We start from the raw sequence: 25,129 nt of genomic DNA on the forward strand, positions 1-25,129 counted from the left end.
GACGCCGGACCGGCGGGCGGGACGACGCGACCAGCGCCGTCCCGCCGCGGTCAGGCCCGAGTCGTGTCGACGTCCGGGTCCAGCAGATCGAGTGCGTGTCGGACGACGTCCATGTAGTGCTCGATGTCCGGCAGGGACTGTGCGTTCGCTGCGACGGACAGGGAGATCGACGTGCCGACCGACCGCGCCGAGTGCGTGAGATGCACCCCGCGCACGGCAGGAAGAACTCCGTAGCAGCCGACCACCGGCGCGCCGAGCAGCGCGAGTGGCCCGCGTCCGTAGCTCACGTTGCTGAGCATCGTGGTCACCGGCGCGGTCGCGGGATCGATCGACGGCGCCCGCGTGAGGGCACCGATCACGGGGACCACGACGGAGGGCAACGCACCGAGAGGGTGTGGTGGGCCCGTGCGCTCGGTGGAGCGAGCCACCGATTCCTTCGCCGCCACCAGCGACTCGTGGATTTTGCGGAGGCGTTCCGCCGGATCCCGCACGTCGGTGTGCAGGTCGACCATCATCGGCGTGAGTTGGTTCGCGGTGGTCGCGTCGGTGAGCGAGCGTGTGCTCATCGGCATCGAGATCGAGAGACTGCTGGCGGGCAACTCGCCTCGTTCCTCGAGATAGGTCGAGAGGGCGAGCGAGATGATCGCGGTCAGCATGTCGTTGACCGTCGTGCCCGGGTACGCGGACTTGACGCGCCGGATGCGGTCGAGGTCGAACCAGGCCAGGTCCCACGACATGTCCGGTTCCTTGTCACCGTTGAACCGTGTCGCGGGCACTGCGGTCGGCGCGGTCGACGACGCCGGTGGGGTCCCGGCACGAGACCGCGTCGACCAGCGGGCCGCCACCGCGGCGAGGCGCACCAGGTCGGCCGGAACGCGAGAGAGTGCCCGCACTCGACCGGGAACCGGAACCTCGGCGGTCTCCGGTCGCGGCTCTGCCGGAGTGGGGGACAACATGCGGGAGATGAGGTCGGAGGCACTCACACCGTCGATCGCGCTGTGGTGGAACTTGGCGATCATCACCGTGCCCCCGTCGGGGACCCCGTCGACGCCGTGCAGGTCCACCAGGAAGTGCAGTTGCCACGCCGGCCCGGTGGTGAAGTCGAAGAACTCACGGGAGAGTTCGACCGTCCGGCGGCGCACGATCTCGACGTCGCCGTCCTGCTGGTGCGTCACGGTGACGTGCGAGTCGACGTCCGCGTCGGGGTCGTCCACCCAGAAGGGGTAGTGGATGTCGCCGGGGTAACGGTGGAGCCGCTGCCGGAAGATCGGGTCGAGGTGCACGATCGAGCGGGCGTAGGCCACCGCATCGGCGTGCGTGCGTAGTCCGGTACCGGGGCCCGCGGCGACGTCGACCACGAAGGCGTGGATGAGGATCGCCGACGTGTGCGGCGACTCGAGATAGAGGTTGAGGGCGTCACGGGACGTCATCGGTCGCCCTCGGGTGGGGGTGGAGCGTCGTGTGGTTCGCCGGAATCGGCTCACGGGATCTCCTGTGCATGTCACGTCGGGTGGTGCCGCTTCCACGGTAGACAGCGGTGTCTCCGTCCAGGTGGTTCGTGCCTGATCCCGACAAGGTTCGGTCTGCTTTGTGTACTCTCCCGAATCGTGACGAATCAGTGATCGCGTCTCGCTTTCGCCGACCGACTCGGGTCGTACGTCGTCGGCGGACCGTGCAGCGAACTCGATGGTCGGACCCGGTTGCCTTGTCGGGGTTTTGGGACTGTGAAACACTGAATAACCGGATCGAGGACCAGCAGTCGAGGGTGGCGCGGACCGGGTTGCGATCCTCATCGACGACGCAGAGTGCGGTCGTCCCCGGATTCGGAGGTCCAGATCGGTGCAGTCGTTCGACACCGCGCGCGTAGCGAACCGAAGCGTCGGTATCGCCGAGGCGACGGACGCGGAGGACGACGGCGCCCGTGAGGACGGCCCCGCGCCCGTGCTCGACGCGGTTCCCCTGACCGCGGCTCAGCGCGGGATCTGGTTCGCTCAGCAGCTCGCCGGCTCCGTGCCGGTGTCGATAGCCCACTACGTCGACCTGCGTGGACCGGTCGACGCGGCGGCTCTCGAGGCGGCGATGATCTCGGTCGGCCGGCAGTTCGGGTCCGGGTTCGTGCGCATCGTCGAAGAGGACGGAGTGCCGGCCCAGGTGGTCGACCTGTCCATCACCGACACGGTGCGTTTCCTCGATCTGCGCGAGGATGCGACTCCCGTCGAGACGGCGATCGAGTGGATGCGCGCCGAGTGCGCCGCGCCTCTCGACATGACCTCCGACCGGCTGGTCGTCACCTACCTGATCAGGGTCGAGGACGAGCGCTACTTCTGGTATTGCCGGATCCACCACATCGTGTTGGACGGCTTCGGTGCGATGACCATGATCCGCCAGGTCGCGGCGCACTACACCGCGCTCGTCGAGGGCCGCGAGCCGACGCCGACGCGGGCGGGCGACCTCCGCACGGTCTACGACGACGACGTCGCCTACCGCGAGTCGACGCGATTCGAGAACGATCGCCGCCACTGGGCCGAGAAGTTCGAGACGCTCCCCACCGGAGTCTCGTTCGTCGACAGCACCGCACCGGTCTCGGTGCCGTGCCGGGCGGCGTCGGGACGCACTCCCGTCGAGGTCGCGGAATCTCTCGCGAAGGGTGTCGACTCGCTCGGCACCACCACGGTCACGCTGGCCATCGCCGCGTTCTCGGCGTTCGTCTCCCGCACCACCGGAACCACCGACGTCGTGCTGTCCCTCCCCGTGTCGGGCCGCGCGAGCGCGGTCCTGCGGCGCTCGGGCGGCATGGTCTCCAACGTCGTTCCCCTCGTCGTCCGCGTCGACGCCGCCGCCACCGTGTCCGACGTCATCGACCGCGTGCAGCGCGAACTCACCGGTGCGCTGCGCCGACAGCGGTACCGGCACGAGGACATCCGGCGCGACGCGGGTGAGATGACGAACACGCGCGGCCTCTTCGGTCCCACCGTGAACCTGATGATGTTCGACAACGAGATCGTGCTCGGCGACGTTCGTGGGTCGTACCACGTGCTCACCACCGGCCCGGTCGAGGATCTCTCGATCAACCTGTACCCGGCTCCCGGCGACGGCGACGAGCTGCAGATCGACTTCGAGTCCAACCCGAACCTCTACACCCAGCAGCGCGTCGAGGACCTGCGGTCGCGGTTCCTCGACTACCTCCGGCGCTTCTCGCACAGCGCTGCGGACGGCCGGGTCCTCGACATCGAGGTCCTCTCCCCGCACGAGCGCGCCACCCTGGTGCCCGCGCGGGGAGCGTCGAGCGTTCGACCCCGGCGGTTCGTCGACGTCATCGACGACGCCGTCGCAGGGTCGCCCGACGCCATCGCGGTCGAGACGGCGCACGGCGCCCTCACCTACGCGCAGATGGACGCCTCGGCGAACCGCATCGCTCGACTGCTCGTCTCGCGCGGCGCGGGGCCGGAGACCACCGTGGCGATCGCCCTCCCACGGTCGCTGCACTCGATTCTCAGCACGTGGGCCGTGGCGCGAACGGGCGCGGCGTTCCTGCCGATCGACCCGGCGCTGCCCACCGCGCGCATCCTGCACCTCGTCTCCGACTCCGGGGCCGTCCTCGGTATCACCGACACCACCCGCGCGGGCAGCCTCCCCGATGCGCTCGACTGGCTCGCGATCGACGCCGTCGAGACCGACCGCCTGGTGTCGCAGTACTCGCCGGCGCGGGTCACCGACGCGCATCGGCTCTCGCCGATCCACCTCGAGACTCCGGCCTGGATGATCTACACCTCCGGATCGACCGGTCTCCCGAAGGGCGTCGTCGTCGGCAACGGCGGTGTCGCGAACCTGACGCGGGACATCGCTCTGCGTCTGGACGTCGAGTCGTCCTCCCGTGTCCTGGCCCTGGCCTCGCCCAGCTTCGACTCGTCGTTGTTCGAGATGCTCTCCGCCCTGAGCCGGTCGGCGACGCTGGTGGTGTCGCCGGCGGACGTCTTCGGCGGCGAGGAACTCGCGCGCTACCTGTCGGAGAAGGCGGTCACCCACGTGACCATCACCCCCGCCGCGCTGGCCTCGGTCGATCCGGACGGGCTCGATCACGTGCAGCACGTCGTCACCGCAGGCGAGGCCTGCCCACCCGATCTCGTGGCGCGGTGGGGTACCGGCCGACGCATGTACAACGCGTACGGACCCACCGAGATCACCATGATCAGCCACATGTCGCGGCCGCTGGATCCGGCCGCGCCGATCACCGTCGGCCGCCTGGTGCGCGGAGCCTCGTGCCTCGTTCTCGATCCATGGCTCCGGCCCGTGCCCGAGGGCGTCGTCGGCGAGCTGTATCTGTCGGGACCGTCCGTCGCGCGGGGTTATGTCCACGCACCCGGCGTCACGTCGGGGCGCTTCGTCGCGTCGCCGTGCGAGCCGGGCGCACGGATGTACCGCACAGGCGATCTGGTGCGCTGGTCGGCCGACACCGAGATCGCGTACGTCGGCCGAGCCGACTTCCAGATCAAGATCCGCGGCATGCGCGTCGAACTCGGCGAGGTCGACGCGGTGCTGTCGATGCACGAGAGCGTCCGCGCGTCCGTGACCATCGCGCACCGACCGTCGTCCGGCTCCCTCGCGCTCGCGTCCTACGTCGTCCTGCAGGACGGCCGCACCGTCGACAGCGACGAGATCCACCGCTTCGCCGTGCAGAGTCTGCCGTCGCACATGGTGCCGTCGTCGGTGATGGTGCTCGACGCGCTCCCCATCACCGTCCAGGGCAAGATCGACCGGCGGAGTCTGCCCGAACCGGTCGTCGAGGTGCACGAGTTCCGGGCGCCGTCCATGCCGGTCGAGGAGATCGTCGCGTCGGTGTTCGGCGAGCTGCTCGGCGTCGACCGGGTCGGTCGCGACGACGACTTCTTCGCCCTCGGCGGGAACTCGTTGATCGCCACTCGCGCGGTCGCGCGGCTCGGCAAGGCTCTGGACACCACGGTGACCGTGCGGACGTTGTTCGAGGCGCCGTCGGTGGCGGCACTGGCGGCACGGGTGCAGTTCGAGTCCGGAGTCCCGCCGCGGCCACCCCTGGTCCGCCGCACGGCCGCCGACTCGGACGCTCTCGAGGACGCGCCGCCGTTGTCGTACGCGCAGCGCCGCATGTGGTTCCTCAACCGATTCGATCCGACGTCGGCCGCCTACAACATCCCGTTCGCCGTCCGGTTGGTCGGCGATCTCGACGTCCCGGCGCTGCAGGTGGCGATGCTCGACGTCATCGATCGGCACGAATCGCTCCGCACGATGTATCCGGACACCCCGAACGGCCCCGTGCAGCTCGCACTGACGGCGGAGTCGATCGTTCCCGACCTCACCCCGGTCGACGTCCACGAGAACGCGCTGCCGTCCGCGGTGGCCGCGCTCGCCGGTCGTGCGTTCGACGTGACGGAGGAGGTCCCCGTCGCGGCGACCCTGTTCCGGACCGCGTACGACACGCACGTGCTCGCCGTCGTCGTCCACCACATCTCCGCGGACGGCGCCTCGATGGCTCCGCTCGCCCGCGATCTCATGGCGGCCTACAGCGCCCGGGTGTCGTGGTTCGCACCGACCTGGGCGCCGCTTCCCGTCCAGTACGCCGACTTCTCGGTGTGGCAGCGCGACGCCCTGGGCGACGAGAACGATCCCGAGTCGGTCATCGCGCAGCAGGAGCGGTACTGGCTCACCGCGCTCGCCGACCTGCCGGACGAGCTGCCCTTCCCGGTCGACCGGTCGCGGCCCACCGAGCCGACGTATGCCGGTGCGTCACACACCTTCTCGATCGAACCGGAGCTTCACGCGGCGCTCGTCGACGTGGCGCGCGCCCACAGCTCCACGCTGTTCATGGTCGTGCACTCGATCCTCGCGATCGTGCTCGCACGCCACTCGGGCACGGACGACGTGACGGTGGGGACACCGGTCGCCGGTCGCGGCGACGCCGCCGTCGACGACATGATCGGCATGTTCGTCAACACCCTCGCGCTGCGTACCCGCGTCGACGTCGGCACCGGATACCGCGACCTGCTCGCCCACATCCGCGAGCAGGACCTCGGTGCCTTCGCCCACGCCGACGTCCCGTTCGAGCGGCTCGTGGAGGTCATCGATCCGCCGCGCTCACGTGCGCGGCACCCCATCTTCCAGGTGCTCCTGTCGTTCCAGAATCTCGGCCAGGCGCACTTCGAGCTGACCGACCTGCGCCTCGAGACCGTCGAGTTCGATCTGGGTGTGGCCAAGTTCGACCTGCAGTTCACCCTCGTGGACTCCCTGACACCGCTCGGAGCTCCGGACGGTCTCGCCGCGACCATCGCGTACGCGACGGACCTGTTCGACCGGGAGACCATCGGGTCCCTCGCGGAACGTTTCGTGGCCGTCGCCCGCGCGGTGGCCGCGGATCCCGATGTCGTCCTCGACGAGATCGACCTGCTCGGCGGAGTGGAACGCGAGCGCATCACGGCGCCCGTGTTGCCGGAGGGGACCACGGAGGCGGTCTCGCTGACCTCGCGATTCCGTCGGCGCGCAGCCGAGAACCCCGATGCGACGGCACTCGTCGACGCCGCGGGTTCGCACACGTACGGAGACTTCGCGGCGCGCGTGAATCGCGTCGCCCGATCCCTGGTCGAGCGTGGCGTCGGCCCGGAGGTCGCCGTCGTCGTCGCTCTCCCTCGCTCGGTCGACGCACTCGTCGCGGTGTACGCCGTGCTCGAGGCCGGTGGCGCGTACGTCCCCGTGGATCCGGAGCAGCCTGCGGCCCGCATCGATCAGATCGTCGCCGCCACCGCGGCGCGCTGCGTTGTCGTGGCCGAGCCCGACGCACTCCCGGTGGCGGGCGAGAGAGCCGTGTCGTTGGCGACACTCGACGATCCGTCCGTCTCGTCCGCTCCGCTGACCGACGCCGACCGGACGGGCGCCGTGCGCGCCGGCACCACCGCCTACGTCATCTTCACGTCCGGCTCGACGGGTGTGCCGAAGGGTGTGTCCGTCCCGCACGGTGCCGTCACGCACCAGGTGGACTGGTTCGCGCGCACCTATGCGCTGACCGAGAACGACGTGGTGCTCGCCAAGACCCCGATGACCTTCGACGTCTCGGTGTGGGAGATGTTCGCGACACTGGCGGTCGGGGGCACCCTCGCCGTCGCCGATGCCGACGGTCACCGTGATCCCGAGTACCTGATGCGGGCCATCTCGCGGTACGGCGTGACGGCCGTGTCGTTCGTCCCGTCGATGTTCGCCGTCTTCACCGAGGCCGCTGACGACTACGCCTGCCGCTCACTGCGTCTGGTGTTCCTGGCAGGTGAGGCCCTCGGTCGCGCCGCGGTGGACACGTTCCGCGAGAAGTGCGACATCGACGTGCACAACCTGTACGGCCCCACCGAGTTCGCGGTTCACGCGACGGCACATCCGGTCGGGCGGGGCGAACCGCCGTCCGTGCCGATCGGGATCCCGGTCGACGGCACCGCCGCGCTCGTGCTCGACGGTCGCTTCCGGCCCGTGCCGGACGGTGTCGTGGGCGAGCTGTATCTGTGCGGCGTCCAGGCGGCGCGGGGGTATCACGGGCGTCCGGACCTGACGGCGGACCGGTTCGTCGCACTGCCCGGCCACGACGGTGCGCGCATGTACCGCACCGGTGACCTGGCCCGGTGGAATCACCACGGCCATCTCGAGTTCGCGGGGCGCGTCGACCACCAGGTCAAGCTGCGTGGACTGCGCATCGAACTCGGCGAGGTGGAGGCGGCGGTCTCCGCGTCGTCGCGCGTCGCCCGTTCGGTCGCCATCGTCCGCGACGACACGCTCGTCGCCTACGTCGTGCCCGCGCCGGGAGCGACGGTCGACACCGACCTGCTCCGAGCGGATGCGGCGCGCATCCTGCCGGCGTACATGGTGCCGGTCGTGGTCGTCTTGGACGCGCTGCCCGTCAGCGCGAGCGGCAAGCTCGATCGCTCGGCGCTGCCCGACCCGGTGGTGGACGTGCAGCGATACCGCGCACCGCGTACGCAGGAGCAACGCGTCGTGGCCGAGGTACTGGGGGAACTCCTGGGCGTGGAGCGCGTCGGGCTCAACGACAACTTCTTCGCTCTCGGCGGGAACTCGCTGGTGGCGACCCGCGTCGCGGCCCGCATCGGAGACGAGCTGGGTGTGCGGGTGCCGTTGCGCGCCGTCTTCGACGCGGCCACGGTGGCAGACCTCGCGGACAGCCTCGACACCGTCGTCACCACCAGTCGACACCTGACGTCGACTCCCCGCCCCGAGGTCGTTCCTCTCGCTCCGGCACAGCAACGGCTCTGGCTCGCCAACCGTGTCGATCCGACGGCGGCGACCTACAACCTGCCGATGGGCCTGCGGCTCACGGGACCACTCGATGTGGATGCCCTGCGCGTCGCGGTCGACGACGTCGTCGCCCGACACGAGACGCTGCGCACCGTCTACCCCGACGTCGACGGTCACGGGCGTCAGTCCGTGCTCGCACCGGTGGGCCGGCCGCTGACCCCGATCCCGGTGACGGAGGCCGAGCTCGCGGCGCGTGTGGTGGCGGTGGCGACCACGCCGTTCGACGTGACGACGCAGGTGCCGCTGCGCGTCGAGTTGTTCCGCCTCGGCGACGAGGAGCACGTGCTCGTCGTGGTCGTGCACCACATCGCGGCCGACGGCTTCTCGATCGCGCCCCTCACCGTCGACGTCGTGACGGCATTCGCGTCGCGCACGGCGGGCGTGCTGCCGGCGTGGACGCCGCTCGAGGTCCAGTACGCGGACTACGCCCTGTGGCACCGCACGCTGCTGGGCGACCCGGCAGATCCCGAGTCGGTCTCGGCGCGTCAGCTCGCCTACTGGCGCGAGACCCTGGCAGGGCTCCCTGGTGAGCTGTCCTTGCCGCAGGACCGTCCGCGTCCTCCGGCACCGTCCGGTGTGGGTGCCTCCGTGCGCTTCGAGATCCCGGCGCAGACGTACGAGCTGGTCCGCGATCTGGCACGGGAGCGGCGCGCGACTCCGTTCATGGTGGTGCACGCGGCGCTGTCCGTCGCCCTGTCGCGCATCAGCGGGTCGACCGACATCTGCGTCGGCACCGCGGTGGCGGGTCGAGGCAGCGCCGAACTCGATCCTCTGGTCGGCATGCTCGTGAACACCCTGGTGCTGCGCCTGGCGGTCGACGAGGACGCGTCCGTCGTCGATCTCGTCGACGATGCGCGGGGTGTCGCCCTCTCGGCGTTCGCCCACGCGGACGTGCCGTTCGACACCGTGGTCGACACGGTGGCGCCTGCGCGGTCGTCGTCGCTGTTCCGCGTGGCTCTGGCGTACCAGAACACCGAGCGTTCGGAGATCGATCTCGCGGGTCTGCACGTCGAGCAGTTGCAGAACCCGTTCGATCCCGCCCAGTTCGATCTCACGCTGACCATCGAGGACTCGCCTCACCGCGAGCACTCGGACCCGGTGACCGGCATCGTCACCTATGCCACCGATCTGTTCGACGAGGCCACGGCGGCCACCTTCGCCACCGTCTTCTCGTCCGCGCTCGACGCGGTGGTGGCGGATCCGGGCGGTGCCGTCTCCTCGATCGCCCTGGCCTCGGGCCCGTCGACCGACGCCGACGAGCCGGTGGCCGCGGCCGTGCAGACGAGTCGGCCGCAGCCCGTCGACCTGGCCTCGATGATCACCGCGTCCGTCGAGGCGGATCCGGGAGCTCCCGCGTACGCACGGGGCGAGTTCGAGATCAGCTGGGCCGAGATGGACGCCCGGTCCAATCGCATCGCCCGGGTCCTGCTGGCCGAGGGGGGTGGACCCGGCCGACCGGTGACCCCGCTGGTCGAGGCACCCGAGGACAGGATCGCGGCGACCTGGGCCGCGGCGAAGATCGGCGCGACGCTGACGGACGCGGACACCGCGATCCGGGTGACGTCCGACGACCGTTTCACGCAGGGCCCGGTCGGACCGCTGTCCGCGGCGGACGGCATCGTGTCCGCCGGTCCCGGCGATCCGCTCGTCGCCCTGGGCGATGCCACGCTGACGCACGCAGCGCTCGCCTCGTGCATCACCGCGGACAGTCTTCAGGTGACGTACGAATCGCGGGTGGCGGTGGCCGCCGGGGCGCCGCTGGACCTCGAGGTGCTCGCCGTGGTGGTCGCTGCCGCGGCCGGAGCGACGACCGTGAGTCTCGACGCCTCCGACGATCTCGCCGACGCGCTCGCCGACGAGTGGGTCACCCATGTCGTCCTGTCCGAGTCCCAACTCGCGTCGCTCGACACGCAGGGACTGGACGACCTCGAGGTCATCGTCGTGAGCGATGCCGATCAGGCACCCGCGGCAGCGCCGCTGGACGTCACGGTGCTCACCGGGACGGCGCTGCGAGGCTAGTCGGTGTCGACGCTCGCGGGGGCCGCTGCGCGCGGCGCGGCGACGTTGTCGAGCGTGGCCGCCGCGAGCGCGTCCACGGCGTCCCGGATCATCGCGCAGTAGCGGTCCGGCTCCGCCATCATGGTCGACTCGACCGTCACGGTGAGTGCCAGACGGTTGCCGAGCGAGGTGATGTGGTGGATGAGGCCCATGCCGTCGACCGTGGGCATCGGCATGAACGCGGCCACCGCGCGGGCGCCCAGGAACCACAGGTCGTCGCTTCCGTGCGGCATGTTCGACACCACGGTGGTGGACGGCACTGTCGGACGGTCGTGAGGAGCCAGAGTGGACAGGGCGCCGATCGCCCGCAGGAGGAGGGGCGGGGCGACGTCGAAAGGGCTGACCTCGTGCCGAGACGTCAGATCCTGCACCCGCCTCTTGGCGTCGGCAGCCGAAGCGTGCACAGCGCGGAGGCGCAGGAGCGGGTCGACGACCGTGGTGTGCAGGTCGACGTCCGCGAACGTGGTCTGATTCGCCGCTGCGGTGTCGTGGGTCGCGTGGATGTCGAGCGGCATGGTCGTGCTCAAGGTGGCCGCAGGGTGTTCCCCTGCCTCGTCGAGGAACCGGGTGAGTGCCAGGGAGACCGCCGTGAGCAGCACGTCGTTCACGGTGATTCCGGGAACGGCTCGCGAGATCGTCCGGACGTGTGCGAGGTCCAGCCAGACGATCCGGACGCGGTGGTCGAGTGCGATCCGGGCGTTGAAGCGGGTCGCGGGCCGCGGTGGCCGCGGTGTCTCGGGGGCAGCCCGGCGCACGGCCGCCATCGTCCGGACGAACATCGCCGTCCGGCGGGGCATCGTGGCGGCGTCCTTCCACAGCGGCGGAATCGGGCCCGGAACCGCGGTTCCGCGGCGCTCCGCGACACGTCCGTCGTGCGAGAGGTCGGGAGACGCGAACAGGGCTCGGACCACGGCCACCAGCCCCAACCCGTCCATCGACGCGTGATGGACCTTGATCACCACCGCGGTCGCGCCCTCCGGAAGGTGCGGCACGCCGTGGATGCCCGTCAGAACGTGCAGTTCCCACCCCGACGACGCCAGCGTCATCGGAGTGGCCATGACCCGAGCGATGTGGCGCTCGACGGGGTCCCATCCCGGTCGATCGATCGGAGTGACGACGACGTGGTCGTCGAGGTCCACGTCGCCGGTCACCCAGAACGGGTCACCGAGATCGCCGGCGCGCCGTCGGAGCCGCCGGCGGAACACGGGGGAGACGTCGAGACGTCCACGCATCCACGCGCACACCGTAGCGTGGGTCGGGGATGCTCCCATCGTGCCGGCGGCGTCGAACACCATCACGTCGACGAGGTTGGCGATCACCCGCTCGCTCTCGGCGAGGACGTTGATCGCGTCCCGGGGTGATACTCGAACGCCGATGAAGGGCTGTCGGAATCGTGTCACGGCGTCGGTCCTCGCGTTCGGCCACTGCGCCGACCAGCATCCGCGGGCCGCGCCTACAGCGACTACATTGCCGGAACCGAGCGTTCTGTTACGCCCTTTTCGGGCCGATCGGGCGGCCATTGTGACCGGCCGGTCGCGGCAGCGTCAGAACGTCTCGGCGGCGCGACGGTACCCACGCACCGCAGGCCCCACGAACACCAGGAACAACCCGAACGACCAGGCTAGCGACTGCAACAGCGGGGAGGTGACCGGGCCACCGAGTGTGAGGCCCTTCATCGAATCGACCGCACAGGAGATGGGGTTGTGCTCGACGAACGGTTGCAACCACGTCGGATAGGCCCGCGTCGGGACGAAACCGGAATTGAAGAACATGAGAATGGTGAACACCATTCCGACGGCCTCGACCAGAGGGAAGGTGGTGGTCACGATCGCGGCCGAGGTGACGAACACCGCGAACCCGAGGCCGAACGCCAGCGGCACGAGCATCGCCAGCACGCCCGGAACGGGCCCCTGCTCGAACCGGAAGCCGAGCGTGAACCCGACGACGACGATGAGCAACGTCGTGGTGACGATGCGGGCGGTCTCGGCCAGGAGTCGACCCACCAGACCCGCGGCGCGGTGCACCGGCAGGGTCTGGAAGCGGGACACCAGACCGGCCGCACGCTCTCGGCGCAGACCCACCGCGCTCGCGAGCGACCCGGACATGGCGGCGACCATGGCGATCAGCGGGACGGTGCCGAAGATGCTGTTCTCCCCGGTGGCCGCCGACACGGAGTTGCCGAGCACCGTGCGGAGCATGAGAAGGAAGACCACCGGGTACACGACGGCCTGGATGATGGTCAGCGGATCGCGAGCCCAGCGACGGAGCAGGCGACCGCAGTGCAGCACGCTCTGCGACGCCAGCCCGGCGAGGCTGCGTTCGCCCACGAGGCGTTCCGGTTCGGGGAGCGCGCGCAGATCGAAGCGGGGTTCGGACGTGGTGTCGGTCATGATCGCCTCGTGCTGGCCCAGACCGCGAGCGGTACGAGGACCACGATGAGGCCCACCGCCCAGGCGATCGCCGGCCACAGTGTCGCGGAGTTGACGCCCCCTTCGGCCATGTCACGCATGGCCTTCGAGAAGAGGGAGATGGGCTGGTTGCGGACGAACGGACGGATCCATTCGGGGAAGCCTGTCTCGGGAACGAAGCCCGACGACAACATGCCGAGGATCAGCTGGGGCAGGGTCAGTGCCTGGCTGGTGGCCTCGGGGGACCGGGACAACGATCCGATCGCGTCGCCGCCCGTGGTCAGCGCCGCGCCGACGAGGAGTGCGAACAGCATGAAGATGACGGCGTCGTCGAGTCCTGCCTGGAATCGGAACCCGATGAGGGAGCCGTAGACCAGCGCGGCTATGAGGGAGAGACTCGCGTGCACCAGGTTGGCCGTCGCTCTCGACAGCAGCGGTACCCACGGGGTGACCGGCATCGTCTGCAGACGGGTGGTCATACCCGACTGACCCTCGATGGCAGCACGCTGCGCTGCGGAGATGGCGGTGAACGCCATGGCCTGCAGGCAGATGATCGGCATGAGGAACTGGGCGTAGTCCAGGCCCTGGAACTGCATGACGAGCCGGAGCGGCAGGTAGAAGCCGACCGTGTAGACGGCCGGGGCGACCACGGCGACCACGAGGCTGCCGGACCTGGCCATCGATCCCAGGGACCGTCCGGACAGGCTCGCCCACTGCTTGAACGCCGTGGGTTCCGGTGCTCGGTGCGAGGCACGTCCTGCGTCTCGGGTGGCCGTCACGAGGGTGCGCCCGAGCCGATGGCGGGTTCGGCCGGAGCCGCATCACCCTGCGACTGACCGGTGAGGCTCAGGAACACGTCGTCGAGGGACGGCCGGCGCAGACCGATGTCGGACAGTTCGATGCCCGCGGCGTCGAGCCTCTTCAGCGCCTCGGCCAGCGTGCCGGGGCCGTCCGGTGCGGGAATGATGATGCTGTCGCCCTGCAGGTCGGCGGCGCTGAAGGTGGGCGGAAGCAGACCGGCGAGAGCATCTGCGGCGCGGCGCAGTTCGGTGGGATCCAGCGGGCTGATGTGGCAGTAGTTGCCGCCCGTCATCGACTTCAACTCGTCGGCCGTGCCCTGCGCGATGACCCGACCGCGATCGATGACGATGATGCTGTCGCTGAGAACGTCGGCTTCCTCGAGGTACTGCGTGGTCAGCAGCGTCGTGATGCCCTGGTCTCGCAGCGACGACACGAGTGACCACACCGCCTTGCGGCTGCGCGGGTCGAGTCCGGTGGTCGGCTCGTCGAGGAACACGACCTTCGGACGCACCACGAGACCGCACGCGATGTCGATGCGTCGACGCATACCGCCGGAGTAGCCGCGGACCTGTCGATCCCCGGCCTCGATCAAGTCGAAGTCGTTGAGAAGGTTCTCGGCGCGCACACGGGCCGACTTCTTCGTCAGTCCCATGAGACGACCGAAGAGGACGAGGTTCTCCCGGCCGGTCAGGGCGTCGTCGAGAGCGGCGTACTGACCCGTCATGAGGATGGAACGCCGGACGGCCGCAGGATCCTGCGCCACGTCGTGGCCGGACACCACCGCACGTCCGCGATCCGGTCGGACCAGCGTCGCGAGCACCTTCACGGTGGTGGTCTTCCCGGCGCCGTTGGGCCCGAGAACTCCGAGGATGGAGCCGGTGGGGACGCTGAAATCGATGCCGCGCAGTGCGTCAACCGTTCCGAAGGACTTGTGAACGTCCTCTACGAGTACGGCTGTGTCGTCTGATGGCATTGGTCTCCACTGTCGTCGGGTGCGGTGTCGTCAGTGCTCGTCGCTCGAGAGCGATCATGCCCGACCGAGTCGGTCGCGGAGCGACGTGTCGAGCGTGCGGCACTGTCGAAGTCATCCCGCGAACCCCGACCGATGTTACTTCTTCCACGTGGGAGCCGTGGTGGTGGACCGAGTCCGACCACGTCCGAGGACGCGGCCGAACCCGTTTCGACTGTGTGGTGGCAGGTGAGTCAGGAGGCGACGTTCGCGCGCTCCCGTGCGTGGCGAGAGAGTCGCCCCAGGCGAGAGAACTGCGCGGCGGCGGAGTGCTCCAGGCCTCGCAGCTCGTCCTCCACGTGGTGCAGAACGGTGGCGAGGTCGAGTGCAGGCACCGAGGAGGAGAGCGTCACCACGGTGGCTGCGCCGACACGGCACACGGTGGCGGTGACGGAACGCGCGTCCTCCGCGATGTGCGGTCCGAAGGACAGAAGGTCGGGCGTGTCGACCCCGGACGGCGGGACCGGCATGTCCGCGACGAGCAGAGCGGTGACGGGAGACGTCCCGGCCGGAACCGCGCGCCGCACGGCGGTGGAGACGACCGTCGACACCACGTCCGCGATCGTGGTCTGACCGAGTCCCGCGGAGATCTGCTCGAGTCGGACGGTGGGGAACTGCGCGACGAGTGAACGGGCGTCACCCAGTGGTGCCGGGTACGCCGGCGCGTCGGCACCGTCGAACGGTCGGTACGCGTGGCGTGCCACGGGACCACCCGGACGAGCGGGACGGCCGGGAGCGAGGACGGTCTCGACGATGCGGGTGATCGTGCGCGACTCGACGGGCCCGACTGCGGAGCGGAACACGGCGACCGCCGATCCGCTCGGCACCGCATCGAAGCCCGACACCTCGGTGAAGACGTCGAGGCACCACGGTGCGTCGGTCGACGGGTGCGCGGCGTCGAGAAGCGCGACGACGGTTCCGGCCGCGACGCCCGGCGCGTGGACGGTCACCCGGGCGTGCTCGTCGGTTCCGAGCAGACCTGCCTCTGCGGCGAGGTCGGTCAGGTGCCTCGACATGCGATCCGGCGTGGAGCTCTCGGATCCCGGACGGACGACGAACACGTGACGGCGGAGAGACGTGGGTGCATGCGTCCAGACGCCGACGGATGCGCGAGGGGTGTCCGTCGTGGTGACGGGAGTGCGGCTGTGTCGGGGCGCCATGGCGTGTCCTTCGGTGTGCGGGTTCGGGCTGCGGAACGAGTGAGAGGACGTCACGGCGAGACCGTGATCGTCGTGGGGGTGGCGGCGGCCTGCGTCGCCGGAGGATCGGCGTCGCTCGGAGCGACCGCCGCCTCCAGACGGTCGAATGCGGTGCGGATGTGGCGTATGTATCGAGCGGTGTCCGGCATCGCGTCGTCCACGGACGTGACCGACACGAACATCGACGCGCCGAAGGTGGCGACGGCGTGCGCCAGAGCCACTCCGGTGACGGTGGGGAGGGGCCCGAAGACGCCCACCATGGATGATCCGGCGATCGTGACTCCGCCCACGCCGTACGGCACGTTGGTGATCATCGTGTTGGTGGCGACCCGTGCCGGTGCGGCCGGTGACCTCATGGTCTTGCCCAGCAACGCCATCAGCGGCGCCGGCATCACGGTGAGCGGATGCGCCGGCAGCCGGGTGGCGACAGCGGTGGCGTGGTCCTTGGCCCGCGACGCCGACGCGTGCACGGCCCGCAGGCGCACCACCGGGTCGATCACATCGGTGTGCAGCGACAACGTCGCGACCGCGATCCGGTTGGCGTTGGTGCTCTCCCCCATGGCGCGCGTGCTCACCGGGATGGTGGTGCCCAACGAGTCGGTGGGCAGCTCACCGTCCTCCGCGAGATACGCGGACAGCGCGAGCGAGACGACCGTGACCATGACGTCGTTGAGAGTGACGCCTCCGGCCCTGTTCTTCAGTGCGCGGACACGGCTCATCTCGAAGAACGTCATGTCGAAGACCATCGACGGGCGTACTCGACGGTTGAAGCGCGTGGCGGGGAAGGATTCGTGCGCTGCGGTGCCGGAGTCGGACGAGGCCTTCAGTGCGCGGGCCGCCGTTCGCCGCCGCAGCGCCGCTCCCGTGAGGGTCACGATGTCGCGCGGAAGTGCGCGTGCCGCTCGGACGGGACCCGGGACGTCCACCGCAGTGTCCGGGTCCACGCGCGGTGTCGGGTTCGGGCCGAAGACGCGGTTCACCAGTTCGACGGACCCCATGCCGTCGATCGCGCTGTGGTGGCTCCGGAAGATCACCACGGTGGCGCCCTCGGCCACCCCGTCGATGCCGGTGACGTCGAGGACGAAGTGGAACTGCCACGGCGGGCGTTCACGCGGCAGCCGTGTGGTCGTGAAGTCGGTGATCATCGACACGAGCAGGTCGCGGCTCTGTCCCGCCGGCGGCGTGTGCACGTACACGTGCTCGGTGACGTCGACCTCGGTCGGTACCCAGTGAGGGAACGCCAGGTTCGCGGGGACCGACACCAGCAGCCGGGTGAAGAGCGGGTCGAGCGCGAGGATGCCGCGCCCGAACTCGGCGGCATCGGCGACGGAGCGCACGGACGCGCCGTCGGCCAGGACGTAGCAGTGCACCACGGCGGCGGACGTGAGCGGCGACTCGAAGAAGAAATTGAGGGCGTCGCGTGCGTGCATGGCGGTACCACGTTCGGCCGTGCCCCGACGTGCCATGGTCATGTTCCGGCCCTTCAGCGATGTGATGAAGGGGAAAGCTACTCCGACCGAACGTTCTGTACAAGCTTTATGCCCGTTTTTACGCTGTAACAAAACTGTAGGCATGCTAAGCAACGGTGGCGACGGACGCGCGCTCGCTGGTGTCGGTCGCGACCGCGAGCGTGTCCACCGCCGAGGCGAGCAGTGCCGTGTAGTGGTCGACGTCCGGCATCAGGGCGCGGTGGGACACCGCGGTCAGGCACATCCGACCGCCGGCCGACACGACGACATGCGCGAGTTGGACCCCCTCCACCACGGGGAGGGGTGCGAACACGCCCGTCACGGGCGCGCCCGCCAGCTCCATCCGGTCGTTGCCGTAGGCGATGTTGGAGATCAACGTGTTCGTGCCGGTCGTCGTGGGGGCAGCGGGGCGGCGGGGCATCAGTCGAGCGATCGCCGCCAGGAGTGGGGCCGGTGCCGAGTTCATGGGATGGGAGGGGAGGCTGCGGAGCCGCGTCGCGAGGTCGGACTTGCGGTCGCGTGCTGCCGCGGAGACCGCGCGCAGACGGTCGACCGGATCTGCGACGTCCGTGAACAGATCGACCACGGCGATCGCGAGCTGGTTCGCGGTCTCGCCCGTCGTGTCGACGGTGCGCACGTTGACGGGGAACGACGCCCCGAGGCTCGTGGCCGGGAGCTCGCCGCCCAGGTAGTCCGACAGCGCGATCGACACCACTGTCATGACGACGTCGTTCACGGTCGCGCCAGGCACGGCGGACTTGATCGCGCGAACACGATCGAGGTCGAACCACGCCATCCCGAACGTCATGTCCGGAGCGAGATTTCGATTGAAACGCGTGGCCGGGTAGTGATGGGCGGTGGGTCGCTGTACAGGGTCGAGCTGCCGGACCGCACGCCATCGGCGGACACCGCGGCCGGCGAAACCGGCGAACTCGCGGGGAAGCGAACGAAGAGCAGCGAACGGGGTCGGCACGGCGATGCTCTCGCGGTCGAAGACGTCGTTGCGGTGCGCCGAGACGTCGGCGGACGGCGGGGCCAGCATTCGGTGGACGAGCGACGTGGTGCCCATCCCGTCGATGGCGCTGTGGTGCACCTTGAGGAGGAGCACGCTGCCGCCCTCGGGAACGCCCGGTACTCCGCGCAGACCTGTCACGAGGTGGATTTGCCACGCGGGGACGTCGAAGTCGAACGGCGTGCTCGAGGCGTCCATCACTCGTCGACGCAGGAAGTGGTCCGGATGCTCGTCGGCCGCGGAAGCATCGTGGACGAACACGTGCGCGCGGACGTCGACGTCGCACTCGACCCACACGGGAAAGGCGAGGTCGGCGATCGTCGTCCGCAGGCGACGCCGGAACAGAGGGTGGAGGTCGAGCACGCTTCGCGCGAAGCGCTCGACGTCCGCAAGCGTGCGGAGCGATCCGTCCGAGCGGGCGGCGTCCACGACGATGCCGTGCACGATGGTGCCCGGCGTGCGCTCGCTCTCGAAGTAGTAGTTCAGCGCGTCCCGCGGTGCCATCGGCTCACCCACCGCGGAGGTATGTCGTCGTGTCGCCATCGGAAGTACCGCCTTCGTCTCGGTCGGGGCCGGAACGCTGTCACCGGGCCGCAGCCTCGTTCGGCCGCCTGTACCCGATGATCGCCCTGTTTCAGGCCCGTGTTACCGGAATGACGAATCTTCTTGCTCGTGCATGGCCGCACGCCCGTCTGTGACGTCGCCTAGAGTGCGAGGCGATGGGGCGCATGACACTGCTGTGACGGCAGTGCACTGTCGCCGGGAGTGCAGTGCGAGAGGGATACGACGATGACGTGGACACGACGGCCGATCACCGCTCTGGTCGCCGCTGCGGTGGTCGGTGCGCTCATGACGGCCACCCCCACCGTCGCCCGAGCCGACGACGCACCGATCGCCGCGGTCGAGACCGGCTCGGGTGCGCGGGTGGAGAGCGTGGAGTTCGTCGGCGGTCAGCAGTACCTCGTCACCGTGTACTCGCCGTCGATGGATCGGTCGGTTCCGCTGCAGGTGTTCCGGCCCGCCGACACCTCGGCCCCGCGCCCCACGTACTACCTGCTCAACGGGGCGAGTGGCGGCGAGGATCCGTCGAGCAACTGGCCAGATCAGGCCGATGTGTCCACCTTCTTCGCGGACAAGAACGTCAACGTGGTCGTGCCCAAGGCCGGCGCCTTCAGCTATTACACCGACTGGGTCGCGGACGACCCGGAGCTCGGCCGCAACAAGTGGGAGACCTTCCTGCTGGACGAGCTGCCCCCTCTCATGAACCGCTCGCTCGGAACGACGGGTACCCAGGCCGTCGGCGGCATCTCGATGGCGGCGAGCGCGGTCCTGATGTTGGCCGCCGATCGACCCGGCTTCTACTCGTCGGTCGCGTCCTTCAGCGGCTGTGCCGGCACGTCGGACGACCTGGGCCGCGCCTTCGTCAAGCTCGTGGTCGAGGCGCGCGGCGGGGGCGACACGGAGAACATGTGGGGACCCGACGACGGTCCGGAGTGGGCGGCCAACGACGCGTTGCTCAACGCGGACAAGCTGCGCGGCACTCCTCTCTACGTCACCACGGGAAGTGGGCTGCCCGGCTTCGACGAGACTCTCCAGAGTGCCCGCATCGCAGGGGACGTCCCCGCACTGATCAACCGGGTCGTCGTGGGCGGCGGCATCGAGTCGATCACCAACACGTGCACGCGGACGTTCGCGGAGCGACTGGCGCAACTCGGCATTCCGGCCACGGTGAAGTTCCGAGACAACGGAACGCATTCCTGGGCCTACTGGCAGGAGGACCTGCACGAATCCTGGCCCATGGTGGCGGCGTCCCTCGGAGTCTGATTCTCCGGCTGTGCGCCACGGCCGCGAGCGTGTCGAACTTTGCGGCGCGTCCCCTTATTGTCGACGGTGGAAAGGGGGTCGCCGATCATGACATTGCAGGGAACGGTCACCAGTCTCGTCATTCCTGTCCTCGACGAGGAGGACTACATCGCAGCGTGTCTCGATCACGTGTTGCCGCAGATCGACGAGTTGTCCGAGGTCATCGTCGTGGACAACGGGTCGATGGACGACACGGTGCAGATCGTGAAGGAGTACGCGGCGCGCGAGCCGAAGATTCGTCTCGTGCACGAACCGCGAAAAGGATTGTTCTTCTCCCGTAATACGGGTTTCCGGGAAGCGACATCGGACATCATCGGGCGTATCGACGCGGACACCCGAATCGGCGCCGGATGGGTGTCCGCCGTGAAGCAGACATTCCGGGACGCGGATTCCGATCTCAATCTCGGTGGTATCACGGGATTGAGCGCGCCCTACGACTCACCGTTCACCAGGTCGAAGAAATGGCTCGTCGACGCGCTCGTCCGGGCGAAGGTTCTGGGCAACGGCATGAAGATCGACAACATGCACGGCGCCAACATGGCGGTGCGGCTGGAGGCCTGGGACGCGGTCCAGGACAAGCTGACGTCCCGTTCCGACGTGCACGAGGACATCGACTTCGCGCTGTGTCTCATCGAGGCCGGCTACTCCATCGTCCAGCCCACCGAGATGTGGGCCGACATCTCGCCGCGGCGCGCGTTGACACCGCCGCTGCAGTACACGTCGTTCGTCAAGGCCGGCATCACCAGTTTCGAGATCCACGGTCGCTCCAACTGGTCGTTGCGGTGGCTCGTCGCACCGGTCACCTGGCTCTCGCATGCGGTGTTCTGGTTCCCGTACCGCGCCTACGACCCTGTTCGCCGGTCCTTCTCGCCGAGACGTCTGCTCACCGAGCGCACCTTCCGGCCGGCAGCGCTGTCGGAAGCACCTCCCGGGAGCTGACCGACAGCAGAGCACCGGAAGTCACCGCGGGCAGGCCGGAGGCCGGTCGGAAGTCACCGCGGGCAGGCCGGAGGCCGGTCGGAAGTCACCGCGGGCAGGCCGGAGGCCGGTCGGACATCACCGCGGGCTGACCCACACGATGATGTCGGCGTGGACGACCTCGGTGCCGCCGGCGTCGCGCAGGCTGACCGGGATGACGAGTTCCACGCCGCTGGTCACCGATTCCCAGTCCGGCCGATCGTCGAGCAGCGCGGTGGCGGTGAGCCCGGATCTGCCGGGGGCCAGGTACTGGACGTTCATGCCCTTGGGGATCCACCGGTGGGTCGTGGGGATCGTCGCCTCGGCGAGCATCCCCATCGCCACCTCGGCCAGATTGCAGGCCGCGATGGCGTGGAAGGTGCCCAGGTGGTTGTGCACTCCGAACCACGTGGGCCCGGAGACCACGCACCGCCCGGGGGCGAGCTCCCGTACGCGGGGGAGGACCGTGGCGAAGAAGGGCACGCGGACACACATTCCCGCGGAGAACGCCAGGGAGCGGGTGATCCCGCCGGGGAGTCGCTGCCAGAGCGCGTACGTGCTGGTGACCGTTGCCATGGCTGCACCTTACTCGGCGGTAAGTTGGTCGGGCGCGGTAAATCCGCGCACTGACCGGTCGTCCGCGCTGGTTGCGACACGTGCCGATGGGTACCACCTGCGCGGATCGCTGCGATCGACCGTGCGTTCCGGCCGCGGTACCGCCTCGATTTGAACTCGACCCCCGGCGTGGGTCATACTGTTCGGGTTGCCTTGACCGAGGTGATCTCTGTCGTGCGTGTTGCGACGTGATCTCGCGGTCGAGGTATGCGACGAGAACGACATGCAGTGATTGCGCCGGCACGATGGGCGCATCCGGTCCGCGTTCTCCCTCCGGTCGAGTTCGGGCCGAGGGAGAATCATGTGCGGGAATGCGACACGCCCGACCGCGTGGACCGGAGAACCATGACAGATGAACAGCGGCAACGGATTCCTCCTGGCCACGCGTGTGCGTGGATGCGAGAGTCCGCCACGTTCGTCCTCATGGATGCGCCTCGCGCTCGGCTTCATGCCGGCGTCGGGTCAGCACACTGCCGGGTTCTCCGGATCGACATCCGGAGACGAGAGACCTGACCAACGGTTAACCAGGGCAAGGAAGAGGACATAAGCGTGGCGGGACAAAAGATCCGCATCAGGCTCAAGGCCTACGACCACGAGGCGATCGACGCGTCCGCGCGCAAGATCGTCGAGACCGTGACCCGCACCGGGGCACGCGTGGTCGGACCTGTGCCGTTGCCCACCGAGAAGAACGTGTACTGCGTCATCCGTTCGCCGCACAAGTACAAGGACTCTCGCGAGCACTTCGAGATGCGCACGCACAAGCGACTCATCGACATTCTCGACCCGACGCCGAAGACGGTCGACGCGCTCATGCGCATCGACCTGCCGGCAAGCGTCGACGTCAACATTCAGTGAGCGCGGAGACAACCATGACTGACAACATCAAGCGTCCGGCCAAGGGCATTCTGGGCACCAAGCTCGGCATGACCCAGGTCTTCGACGAGAACAACCGCGTCGTCCCGGTCACCGTCGTGAAGGCTGACCCGAACGTCGTGACCGCGATCCGTACCGAGGAGCGCGACGGCTACAGCGCCGTCCAGGTCGCCTTCGGTGCCATCGATCCCCGCAAGGTGAACAAGCCGGTCACCGGCCAGTTCGCCAAGGCAGGCGTCACGCCTCGCCGCCATCTCGCGGAGCTGCGCGTCGCCGACGCCGCAGGCTACGAGATCGGCCAGGAGCTCACCGCAGCCGAGTTCGAGGACGGCGCTTTCGTCGACGTCACCGGAGTCAGCAAGGGCAAGGGCTTCGCGGGAACGATGAAGCGCCACGGCTTCAAGGGCCAGGGCGCGAGCCACGGTGCGCAGGCTGTCCACCGCCGCCCCGGTTCCATCGGTGGCTGCGCGACCCCCGGCCGTGTCTTCAAGGGCATGCGCATGTCGGGCCGCATGGGTAGCGACCGCATCACCACGCAGAACCTCTCGGTGCACAAGGTCGATGCCGAGAACGGTCTGCTGCTGATCAAGGGTGCGATCCCGGGCCGCAAGGGCGGCGTCGTGATCGTCAAGAGCGCAGTGAAGGGTGGTGCGCGAGCATGACCAGTCTCGAGAAGAAGACCGAAGCCAACCTGACGCTCGACGTCAAGGAGCTCGGTGGCAAGACCAACGGCACCGTCGATCTCCCCGCCGAGATCTTCGATCGCACCGCGAACATCGCGCTGATGCACCAGGTCGTCGTCGCGCAGCTCGCTGCGGCACGTCAGGGAACGCACTCGACGAAGACGCGTGGCGAGGTCCGCGGTGGCGGCAAGAAGCCGTACCGCCAGAAGGGCACCGGCCGTGCACGTCAGGGCTCGACCCGCGCACCGCAGTTCGTCGGCGGTGGCACCGTCCACGGCCCGCAGCCGCGCGACTACAGCCAGCGCACCCCCAAGAAGATGATCGCTGCAGCTCTCCGCGGTGCCCTCTCCGACCGGGCGCGCAGCGAGCGCATCCACGTGATCACCGAGCTCGTCGCGGGACAGGTGCCCTCCACCAAGGGTGCTCGCACGTTCCTCGCGGAGCTCACCGATCGCAAGAAGGTTCTGCTGGTCATCGGCCGCGCAGACCTGGCCGCATGGAAGTCCGTCCAGAACCTCGACGGCGTTCACCCCATCGCGCCCGATCAGCTCAACACCTACGACGTCCTCGAGGCGGACGACGTGATCTTCAGTGTCGAGGCACTGAACACGTTCATCGCAGGACCGGCCAAGGCAGCAACGGATTCACAGGAGGAGGACAAGTGAGCACCATTGCCGATCCCCGCGACATCCTGCTGGCCCCGGTCATCTCGGAGAAGTCGTACGGGCTCATCGAGCAGGGGACCTACACGTTCATCGTGCACCCCGACTCGAACAAGACGCAGATCAAGATCGCTGTCGAGAAGGTCTTCGGCGTGACTGTGACCAGCGTGAACACCGCCAACCGGCAGGGCAAGCGCAAGCGGACCCGATTCGGCTACGGCACGCGTAAGAGCACCAAGCGCGCGCTCGTGACCCTCTCGGCCGACAGCAAGCCCATCGAGATCTTCGGAGGCCCGGTCGCGTAAGCGGCCGGAGCTCAGAGGGTCCTCGAGGATCAAGGGACGAGACAAACATGGCAATTCGTAAGTACAAGCCGACCACTCCCGGTCGTCGTGGCGCGAGTGTCTCCGATTTCGCGGAGATCACGCGCTCGACACCGGAGAAGTCGCTCATCCGCCCGCTGCACGGCCGCGGTGGCCGCAACGCACACGGCCGCATCACCACCCGTCACAAGGGTGGCGGTCACAAGCGCGCCTACCGGCTCATCGACTTCCGCCGCAACGACAAGGACGGCGTGCCGGCCAAGGTCGCTCACATCGAGTACGACCCCAACCGCACCGCCAACATCGCGCTGCTGCACTTCGCAGACGGTGAGAAGCGCTACATCATCGCGCCGAAGGGCATCTCGCAGGGTTCGCCCATCGAGTCGGGTGCCACGGCCGACATCAAGCCCGGCAACAACCTCCCGCTCCGCAACATCCCGACGGGTACCACCATCCACGCGGTGGAGCTTCGTCCGGGTGGCGGCGCCAAGATGGTCCGCTCCGCCGGTGCCGGTGCTCAGCTCCTCGGTAAGGAAGGCGCCTACGCCACGCTGCGTATGCCGTCCGGTGAGATCCGTCGAGTCGACGTGCGCTGCCGCGCCACCGTCGGCGAGGTGGGCAACGCCGAGCAGTCCAACATCAACTGGGGCAAGGCCGGCCGTATGCGCTGGAAGGGCAAGCGCCCGACCGTCCGTGGTGTCGTCATGAACCCGGTCGACCACCCGCACGGTGGTGGCGAGGGCAAGACCTCCGGTGGTCGCCACCCGGTCAGCCCGTGGGGACAGCCGGAAGGCCGTACCCGCAAGAACAAGCCGAGCGATCAGCTCATCGTCCGCCGCCGCCGCACCGGCAAGAACAAGCGATAATCAGGAGGGAGT

General features: G+C 68.9%; 17 protein-coding genes. 8 read left to right on the top strand and 9 right to left on the bottom strand.

The annotated features are described in order from the left end of the window. Positions 1-50: 50 nt before the first annotated feature. A complete protein-coding gene (locus J4E04_RS03750) occupies positions 51-1,430 on the bottom strand; it encodes a wax ester/triacylglycerol synthase domain-containing protein (RefSeq protein ID WP_490149911.1) in 1,380 nt (459 codons plus the stop codon). 409 nt (positions 1,431-1,839) lie between these two features. Here J4E04_RS03750 and J4E04_RS03755 point away from each other — a divergent pair, with 409 nt between their 5' ends. Continuing rightward, on the top strand, positions 1,840-10,338 hold the full coding sequence (locus tag J4E04_RS03755; RefSeq protein WP_490149912.1) for an amino acid adenylation domain-containing protein: 8,499 nt from the start codon (positions 1,840-1,842) through the stop codon (positions 10,336-10,338). Here J4E04_RS03755 and J4E04_RS03760 read toward each other — a convergent pair. The 7 genes from J4E04_RS03760 to J4E04_RS03790 form a co-directional block, all read right to left on the bottom strand. After that, positions 10,335-11,777 (bottom strand): wax ester/triacylglycerol synthase domain-containing protein, encoded by a 1,443-nt coding sequence (locus J4E04_RS03760; RefSeq protein WP_490149913.1) that lies wholly within the window; start codon positions 11,775-11,777, stop codon positions 10,335-10,337. The two genes, J4E04_RS03755 and J4E04_RS03760, sit on opposite strands and share 4 nt — an antisense overlap. 144 nt (positions 11,778-11,921) lie before the next feature. Then, entirely contained in the window at positions 11,922-12,767 is an 846-nt protein-coding gene (locus J4E04_RS03765; RefSeq protein WP_222631717.1) for an ABC transporter permease, read from the bottom strand. Next, positions 12,764-13,564 (bottom strand): ABC transporter permease, encoded by an 801-nt coding sequence (locus J4E04_RS03770; RefSeq protein ID WP_037184733.1) that lies wholly within the window; start codon positions 13,562-13,564, stop codon positions 12,764-12,766. Before J4E04_RS03770 ends, J4E04_RS03765 begins: the two co-directional genes overlap by 4 nt. Then, a complete protein-coding gene (locus J4E04_RS03775; protein WP_027504640.1) occupies positions 13,561-14,559 on the bottom strand; it encodes a daunorubicin resistance protein DrrA family ABC transporter ATP-binding protein in 999 nt (332 codons plus the stop codon). Before J4E04_RS03775 ends, J4E04_RS03770 begins: the two co-directional genes overlap by 4 nt. Positions 14,560-14,789: 230 nt before the next feature. Then, positions 14,790-15,755: a hypothetical protein gene (locus J4E04_RS03780; RefSeq protein WP_490149914.1), complete on the bottom strand. Its 966-nt coding sequence runs from the start codon at positions 15,753-15,755 to the stop codon at positions 14,790-14,792. Positions 15,756-15,805: 50 nt separating this feature from the next. Beyond that, positions 15,806-17,266, bottom strand: a complete 1,461-nt coding sequence (locus tag J4E04_RS03785; RefSeq protein WP_490149915.1) for a wax ester/triacylglycerol synthase domain-containing protein — start codon at positions 17,264-17,266, stop codon at positions 15,806-15,808. 103 nt (positions 17,267-17,369) lie between these two features. Continuing rightward, the gene (locus J4E04_RS03790) at positions 17,370-18,779 is read right to left on the bottom strand and encodes a wax ester/triacylglycerol synthase domain-containing protein (protein WP_490149916.1); all 1,410 of its coding nucleotides are present in this window, start codon (positions 18,777-18,779) and stop codon (positions 17,370-17,372) included. A 285-nt stretch (positions 18,780-19,064) separates the two neighbouring features. On the opposite strand from J4E04_RS03790, the gene J4E04_RS03795 reads away from it, so the two are divergent. Beyond that, positions 19,065-20,099, top strand: a complete 1,035-nt coding sequence (locus tag J4E04_RS03795) for an alpha/beta hydrolase (protein ID WP_027504644.1) — start codon at positions 19,065-19,067, stop codon at positions 20,097-20,099. An 87-nt stretch (positions 20,100-20,186) separates the two neighbouring features. Further along, positions 20,187-21,077 carry a glycosyltransferase gene (locus J4E04_RS03800; RefSeq protein WP_051613102.1) on the top strand — a complete coding sequence of 297 codons (891 nt, stop codon included), beginning with the start codon at positions 20,187-20,189 and terminating at the stop codon, positions 21,075-21,077. 117 nt (positions 21,078-21,194) lie between these two features. On the opposite strand, the gene J4E04_RS03805 is transcribed toward J4E04_RS03800, so the two are convergent. After that, positions 21,195-21,671: a hotdog fold domain-containing protein gene (locus J4E04_RS03805; protein WP_490149917.1), complete on the bottom strand. Its 477-nt coding sequence runs from the start codon at positions 21,669-21,671 to the stop codon at positions 21,195-21,197. Between the two features lie 588 nt (positions 21,672-22,259). Between J4E04_RS03805 and rpsJ the strand changes: the two genes are divergently transcribed. From rpsJ to rplB, 5 genes are read left to right on the top strand one after another with little or no spacing between them, the layout of a single operon-like run. Beyond that, positions 22,260-22,565 (top strand): 30S ribosomal protein S10, encoded by a 306-nt coding sequence (rpsJ, locus tag J4E04_RS03810; protein ID WP_003938093.1) that lies wholly within the window; start codon positions 22,260-22,262, stop codon positions 22,563-22,565. Positions 22,566-22,579: 14 nt separating this feature from the next. Continuing rightward, positions 22,580-23,245, top strand: coding sequence for a 50S ribosomal protein L3 (rplC, locus tag J4E04_RS03815; protein WP_027504646.1), 666 nt, complete (start codon positions 22,580-22,582; stop codon positions 23,243-23,245). Continuing rightward, positions 23,242-23,931: a 50S ribosomal protein L4 gene (rplD, locus tag J4E04_RS03820; protein WP_027504647.1), complete on the top strand. Its 690-nt coding sequence runs from the start codon at positions 23,242-23,244 to the stop codon at positions 23,929-23,931. The genes rplC and rplD overlap by 4 nt, the downstream gene beginning before the upstream one ends. Beyond that, positions 23,928-24,233 (top strand): 50S ribosomal protein L23, encoded by a 306-nt coding sequence (gene rplW / locus J4E04_RS03825; protein WP_027504648.1) that lies wholly within the window; start codon positions 23,928-23,930, stop codon positions 24,231-24,233. Before rplD ends, rplW begins: the two co-directional genes overlap by 4 nt. 47 nt (positions 24,234-24,280) lie before the next feature. Then, complete coding sequence (gene rplB / locus J4E04_RS03830; protein WP_027504649.1) at positions 24,281-25,117, top strand: 50S ribosomal protein L2; 837 nt, start codon at positions 24,281-24,283, stop codon at positions 25,115-25,117. Positions 25,118-25,129 lie beyond the last annotated feature (12 nt).

It is taken from the genome of Rhodococcus sp. NFXS4 (assembly GCF_058139645.1).

Excerpts from the sequence above, each read along its gene's own strand:
- J4E04_RS03750 (WP_490149911.1), bottom strand. The coding sequence starts at position 1,430 with ATGACGTCCCGTGACGCCCTCAACCTCTATCTCGAGTCGCCGCACACG.
- J4E04_RS03765 (WP_222631717.1), bottom strand. The coding sequence starts at position 12,767 with ATGACCGACACCACGTCCGAACCCCGCTTCGATCTGCGCGCGCTCCCC.
- J4E04_RS03775 (WP_027504640.1), bottom strand. The coding sequence starts at position 14,559 with ATGCCATCAGACGACACAGCCGTACTCGTAGAGGACGTTCACAAGTCC.
- J4E04_RS03780 (WP_490149914.1), bottom strand. The coding sequence starts at position 15,755 with ATGGCGCCCCGACACAGCCGCACTCCCGTCACCACGACGGACACCCCT.
- J4E04_RS03785 (WP_490149915.1), bottom strand. The coding sequence starts at position 17,266 with ATGACCATGGCACGTCGGGGCACGGCCGAACGTGGTACCGCCATGCAC.
- J4E04_RS03790 (WP_490149916.1), bottom strand. The coding sequence starts at position 18,779 with ATGGCACCGCGGGACGCGCTGAACTACTACTTCGAGAGCGAGCGCACG.
- J4E04_RS03795 (WP_027504644.1), top strand. The coding sequence starts at position 19,065 with ATGACGTGGACACGACGGCCGATCACCGCTCTGGTCGCCGCTGCGGTG.
- J4E04_RS03800 (WP_051613102.1), top strand. The coding sequence starts at position 20,187 with ATGACATTGCAGGGAACGGTCACCAGTCTCGTCATTCCTGTCCTCGAC.
- J4E04_RS03805 (WP_490149917.1), bottom strand. The coding sequence starts at position 21,671 with ATGGCAACGGTCACCAGCACGTACGCGCTCTGGCAGCGACTCCCCGGC.
- rplC (WP_027504646.1), top strand. The coding sequence starts at position 22,580 with ATGACTGACAACATCAAGCGTCCGGCCAAGGGCATTCTGGGCACCAAG.
- rplD (WP_027504647.1), top strand. The coding sequence starts at position 23,242 with ATGACCAGTCTCGAGAAGAAGACCGAAGCCAACCTGACGCTCGACGTC.
- rplB (WP_027504649.1), top strand. The coding sequence starts at position 24,281 with ATGGCAATTCGTAAGTACAAGCCGACCACTCCCGGTCGTCGTGGCGCG.